Genomic DNA, 5,102 nt, shown 5'->3' with positions numbered 1-5,102 from the left:
CTTGCCAGTCCCGTCACCTGCCGTAGCGGCAGTCCGAACACTATCTTCAGCGTCAGGCAAACCCTGATCGCGCTGTCCGAAAACCGCATCGGCCGACCTCGACGACCAATCGGGGCTGCCAGCCAATCCATGCCCGGGTCAAACCAGACCTCCAGCGACCCGCGGCGCTTCAGCGCTGCGTTATACTCGCTCCAGTTCGTCGTGCGGTACTTCGGCATGGTCGGTTTTGGCATCCATCCCACCTACGCTTCCTGACCCTCACAGGGAATCCCAACGCCCTTTGTGCAACAAAGCCGCATGAACTTGCCGCGGTTCTGATGGTCAAAATACCATACCAACCCCGCTCCCACGATCGCGATCGCGACAATCAATAGCGCCAACCGAACCCGTACCGACTTGAGCGGACCGGCGGGCCGCTCACCGACATCGTCATGGTCGCCTGAACCGACTGGGGGATCTTCCACCATTCTATTCCCGATCAACTATCGATTCAAAGAGCCGGGGGACTTGCCACGGCGGCCGAGCTTCGGCAATACCACATTATATGGAACCTCACCAATCGGGTATACGTGGGATCGCAACCACCTTCGGCTGGACCTGGTACAGGATGCGGCGACTGATCGACGCCTATCTTGCCTGTCAGGGTGCATCGATGGCCCAACTAAAACTGCTCGCGTATCTCGCGGAACAACCGCGCCGCTCCACCGACATTGCGAGCTTTTTCGATCAGGCGCCCCGCACTGTCACCCAGGCGATCGACGCGCTCGAACAAAATGGTCTCGTGTCACGATCGCCTGCTCCGGACGATCGCCGGTCCAAACTGGTGCAGATCACAGACGCCGGCCGGGCCACGTTGGGACTGGCCATGCCGCTCTACGACGACATCGTGGGGCAGACCTTCGGAAGCCTGACAGCGGATGAACTCGAGGGCCTCGACGCGGCGATCAAGCATTTGAACCGGCTCGTCGACCATCTGGAGACGAAGGCCAGCGTTCCCGAGACCCAAGTTCCCGCCCCGAAAAGCCGGGCGCATGATTGATCGAACTCCTACTGATGAAGCCGATACGACTGCTCTAAAAGAAAGGGAGCGGTTCGCACAGATTCTCGTCCTGTTCGGGCGGCACGGTCTCAAGGGGCTGGCCGCTCGGCTGGGTCTGGGGGTGGGGGGGGACGAGCCGCTTGAAGATACCCGGCCGGAAGCGATTGTCGCGCTTTTGCGGGATATCGGTCCTGTCGCGGTCAAATTCGGACAGATCCTTGCGATGCGAAGCGACCTTCTGGAGCCGGCATGGGTCGATGCACTTTCAAAACTGCAGGACCGCGTTCCTCCGCTTCCATTCGCGGCCGTGCAACCGCTGATCGAGGAAGCGATCGGCGGCCCAATCGAAACAAGTTTCAGCCACTTTGACACCGAAGCGCTTGCGGCAGGCTCGATCGCTCAGGCGCATGCGGCGACGCTGCTCGACGGGCGGGACGTTATCGTTAAGATTCGCCGCCCAGGCATCGAGCGGATCGTCGATGCCGATCTCCGGCTACTGCGAAGACTGGCCCGGGTCGCGGAGCGCCGTATCCCCGAGATTGCGAGACTGAAGCCGGACGAACTGCTGCGCCATTTCGCCGAGAGCCTCGCCCGGGAGATGGACCTCAGCGCAGAAGCGCGCGCCAGCGACGCGATTGGTGAATACCTCAAGGACTTCGGGGTTCGGACGGCACGCTTCGATTGGGAGCTTTCGGGCAGGCGAGTGAACATCCAGGAGCGGCTCCGCGGATTTCCCGCAAGCGATCTGGAGGCGGCACGCCGAAGCGATCTCGATCTGGCTGCGCTCGCCAGCACCTATGCGCAGGCGATCCTGCGCATGATCATCATCAACGGTCACTTCCACGCCGATCCGCATCCCGGCAACGTCTTCTTTCTTGAAGACGGGACGCTTGGCCTGATCGATTTCGGGGCCGTGGGCACCCTCCTGCCGAGACGCCGGGAGGAACTTGTTCGGCTTGGCCTCGCGATCGCTTCGGAAGACACCGGCGGTGTCGTCGATATCCTTATGCTCTGGGCTGGTGATCCGGACGTGGACCGGGTCCGGCTCGAAGAGGCAATGGCAGAGCTGATCGACCGCTTCAGCAACGTCCTGCTCGATCAGATTGACCTCGCCGACATTTTTCAGATGGTATTCGCGATTCTGCGCGACTTTCATCTCGCGCTTCCGCCTGACCTCGCTTTGGTGCTCCGGACCTTGCTGACCGCCGAGGGGTTCGTCCGGCGCATCGATCCGGCATTCGACATTGCTCGCGAGCTTGCTCCCATAGCAAAGGAAATGATGCGGGAGCGGGCGAGCCCTGCCCGGCTGCGCGGCGAGGCGGGCAAGCTGCTCGCAGCGCTCGGACGAGCGGTTCTGTCAACGCCGAACCTCGTCGGACAGATCGAGAAGGTTGCGCGAACCGGCTCGATCACCGTCAGTATCGCGCCCAAGGACCTTGAGCGTCTACGCGGAAGAGAGCGTGCCGGCAGGGGTACTCCGCAGCTCTATCCTGCCACCCTCGCGATCTGCGCCGCGATAGTGTTTTCCTCGCAGCCTCTCCTGGCGGGACTGTTGGCTTTCGGCGCTGTTGCACTGGCCGTTTTGGAAGGTGTGAGGCGGCGATGAGCGCGGCGCACGCAGAGCTGACCGCAAAGCATCGCGCCTGGCGCGACAGGTCTCGGGATTCCTAGCTCCCGATGGAAACGCATTCAAACTGGTTGAAGGTGAGCCTGATCGTGGGCCTGCTCATGGTCACTGCGATCGGATTCGCTTTGTGGCTTCTCCAGGCGAGCGATGCCAAGGGGCCGACGTACGAGATACGATTTGAACAATCCGTCGATGGCCTGCAACCGGGGTCGGCCGTGAACCTTCTCGGCGTTGCCATCGGTCGCATAACTGAGATCAAGGTTCAGCCCAAAAATCCAGATTTCGTGACCGTGCGGTTCGTGCTGACCAGTGACACGATTCTTCATCGAGGTGTGACAGCATCGATCGAACGGTCGTTATTTGATGGATCGGCAAAACTGAGCCTGAGCGGCGACAACAATCGCAACCCGGTGCTCGCGGCCCGAGAGGGGCAGCAGTTCCCGATCGTACCAGCAAAGGGCGGAGGACTCTTGGGCGGCGGTGGTCCAGCAGACCTCATTGCGAAGGTTTCGTCGAACGCTGAAAGTGTGTCTAAAAAGCTCGATCCCGTTGGTTTGCGTTCGATAGAGAAGCGTCTCGACGAACTCGCGCGCAACTCGCAGAGCTGGACTGGCAAAGTCGGTCAAGTGGCGGGACGGTTGCCACAGACGGACAGGCTCGATGCTTTTGCAAAGCAGATCGCCAATACAGGGATGGTGCAACGAGACTTCGCCGACGCATTGAAGCGTCACGAGGAGGATTTCGTGAGCGTATTTCTAGGTCGCTGGACTCGGCTGACAAATCAGCCGTGTCTTTTGGGCAGTCGGTTTCGCGCGCACGACCTCGGATGAGGCAGTTGGAAGCGGATGCCCGCCAGGTCACTGAGACCGTTCGATCGCTCCGGGGACCAGTCGGTCGTGCCGGCGATGTCGCCAAGAGAATCGAACAGGGGGGCTTGGGATCGACCAAATTGCCTGATTTCAAACCCTCGCCTGCTGGTCAACCAAGCGAGATCGAGACTCCTGCGGCGAAAAATGGATCGAAGCCATGAACAGCGTGTGCCGATCCCCGGCACGGTTTTGCTGGCGAGTGGTTCGACCCGGGATCGATGCGAGAAGGTGCTATTCCCGAACAACGGCAGCAACCATCGGAGTGATCGATGCCGAATACCGACCCAAAAGACAAAGCGGCGACACTCATCGCTGCGCTGCTCGTCCTCCTTGCGGAAGCCGATGCGTTCGGATTCACGCTACCGGCGATACAATTCGACGCTGCGATCACAGCGTTGAGTGGGATTGGCGGCGTGGCTCAAATATCGACCAAAGGCTGACTCGACGGCATCCCGCGTCGATGCGTTTGCCCAGTCCGACCTCCTCTAAAAGGCCACAGAATAATGGGATCGCGTCGGCTTTCGTGGTTGGAGCGGTCTTCTCATCCAATTTGCATATTCTGCAAAGGTGACGAGGATGACACTTCCCGCCGCCATTGAGCAGACTGATCCGTTTATAAGCCAGCGCGGTTTTAGCCATGCTGTGCGCAGGGTGATGCCAAACCTGCGGATTTATGCGCGTCGACTGACGCGTAACGAGGCAGATACCGATGACCTCGTTCAGGATACATTGGTGCGCGCCTGGGCCGCGCGAGAGCGTTTCGAGATCGGGACGAACCTTAAGGCTTGGCTTATGCGGATCGCACGGAACAGCTTCCTGTCTGGGAAGCGAAAGGATCGGCGCTCGGTATCGTGGGATCCGGCAATCGCAGAACGTCTTTTAATTGCCCCTGCCACGCAGGACGAAGGGATTTTCTCCAGTGAACTCAACCAAGCCGTGTCGTCGCTTTCTGATGGACAACGCGTAGCCTTCGAGCTGGTGACACGAGACGGGCTGACATTCGAGGAAGCCGCGGATCGTCTCGGCGTACCGCTTGGCACCGTTAAAAAGTCGCGTATCGCGAGCCCGTCGGGTGCTCGTTGACGGCTTTGAAACCGATCCGCCTCTCCCGGTCCAGCTACCAATGCTCCCCGCGCCCGCGTGCGAAGCTCCTGAAACAAGCGATGCGAAAATATACCGAAACGGCTTTGTTGCACAAAGGGCGTTGGGATTCCCTGTGAGGGTCAGGAAGCGTAGGTGGGATGGATGCCAAAACCGACCATGCCGAAGTACCGCACGACGAACTGGAGCGAGTATAACGCAGCGCTGAAGCGCCGCGGGTCGCTGGAGGTCTGGTTTGACCCGGGCATGGATTGGCTGGCAGCCCCCGATTGGTCGTCGAGGTCGGCCGATGCGGTTTTCGGACAGGCGCGATCAGGGTTGGTCCTGACGCTGAAGATAGTGTTCGGACTGCCGCTACGGCAGGTGACGGGACTGGTTGCCAGCCTGCTGAAGCTGGCAAAGCTGGATTGGCCGGTGCCGGATTACACGACGCTATGCCGTCGGCAGAAGACATTGGCGGTGTCAC

At 60.3% G+C, this 5,102-nt stretch carries 7 protein-coding genes; 6 read left to right on the top strand and 1 reads right to left on the bottom strand.

Annotated elements, in window-relative coordinates; all coding sequences use genetic code 11:
• Positions 1–233: transposase (locus NI18_RS23880; RefSeq protein WP_198527088.1), on the bottom strand; the 233-nt coding region annotated here is incomplete at its 3' end.
• 374 nt (positions 234–607) lie between these two features.
• Here NI18_RS23880 and NI18_RS20775 point away from each other — a divergent pair.
• The 6 genes from NI18_RS20775 to NI18_RS20755 all read left to right on the top strand — a co-directional run.
• On the top strand, positions 608–1,039 hold the full coding sequence (locus tag NI18_RS20775) for a MarR family transcriptional regulator (RefSeq protein WP_051519962.1): 432 nt from the start codon (positions 608–610) through the stop codon (positions 1,037–1,039).
• Complete coding sequence (locus NI18_RS20770) at positions 1,032–2,645, top strand: AarF/UbiB family protein (RefSeq protein ID WP_037533153.1); 1,614 nt, start codon at positions 1,032–1,034, stop codon at positions 2,643–2,645. Before NI18_RS20775 ends, NI18_RS20770 begins: the two co-directional genes overlap by 8 nt.
• Before the next feature lie 98 nt (positions 2,646–2,743).
• The gene (locus tag NI18_RS20765) at positions 2,744–3,496 is read left to right on the top strand and encodes an MlaD family protein (protein WP_198527087.1); all 753 of its coding nucleotides are present in this window, start codon (positions 2,744–2,746) and stop codon (positions 3,494–3,496) included.
• A gap of 308 nt (positions 3,497–3,804) precedes the next feature.
• Positions 3,805–3,975 (top strand): hypothetical protein, encoded by a 171-nt coding sequence (locus NI18_RS25360; RefSeq protein WP_156442277.1) that lies wholly within the window; start codon positions 3,805–3,807, stop codon positions 3,973–3,975.
• A gap of 136 nt (positions 3,976–4,111) precedes the next feature.
• On the top strand, positions 4,112–4,618 hold the full coding sequence (locus tag NI18_RS20760; protein ID WP_052149402.1) for a sigma-70 family RNA polymerase sigma factor: 507 nt from the start codon (positions 4,112–4,114) through the stop codon (positions 4,616–4,618).
• 162 nt (positions 4,619–4,780) lie between these two features.
• The coding region (locus tag NI18_RS20755) for a transposase (RefSeq protein ID WP_037533155.1) at positions 4,781–5,102 on the top strand (322 nt) is incomplete at its 3' end.

This window comes from Sphingomonas sp. Ant20 (genome assembly GCF_000783375.1).
GTDB classification, from domain to species: domain Bacteria; phylum Pseudomonadota; class Alphaproteobacteria; order Sphingomonadales; family Sphingomonadaceae; genus Sphingomonas; species Sphingomonas aerolata.
This window is presented reverse-complemented; position numbering and strand designations above follow the sequence as displayed.

Excerpts from the sequence above, each read along its gene's own strand:
- NI18_RS20775 (WP_051519962.1), top strand. The coding sequence starts at position 608 with ATGCGGCGACTGATCGACGCCTATCTTGCCTGTCAGGGTGCATCGATG.
- NI18_RS20770 (WP_037533153.1), top strand. The coding sequence starts at position 1,032 with ATGATTGATCGAACTCCTACTGATGAAGCCGATACGACTGCTCTAAAA.
- NI18_RS25360 (WP_156442277.1), top strand. The coding sequence starts at position 3,805 with ATGCCGAATACCGACCCAAAAGACAAAGCGGCGACACTCATCGCTGCG.
- NI18_RS20760 (WP_052149402.1), top strand. The coding sequence starts at position 4,112 with ATGACACTTCCCGCCGCCATTGAGCAGACTGATCCGTTTATAAGCCAG.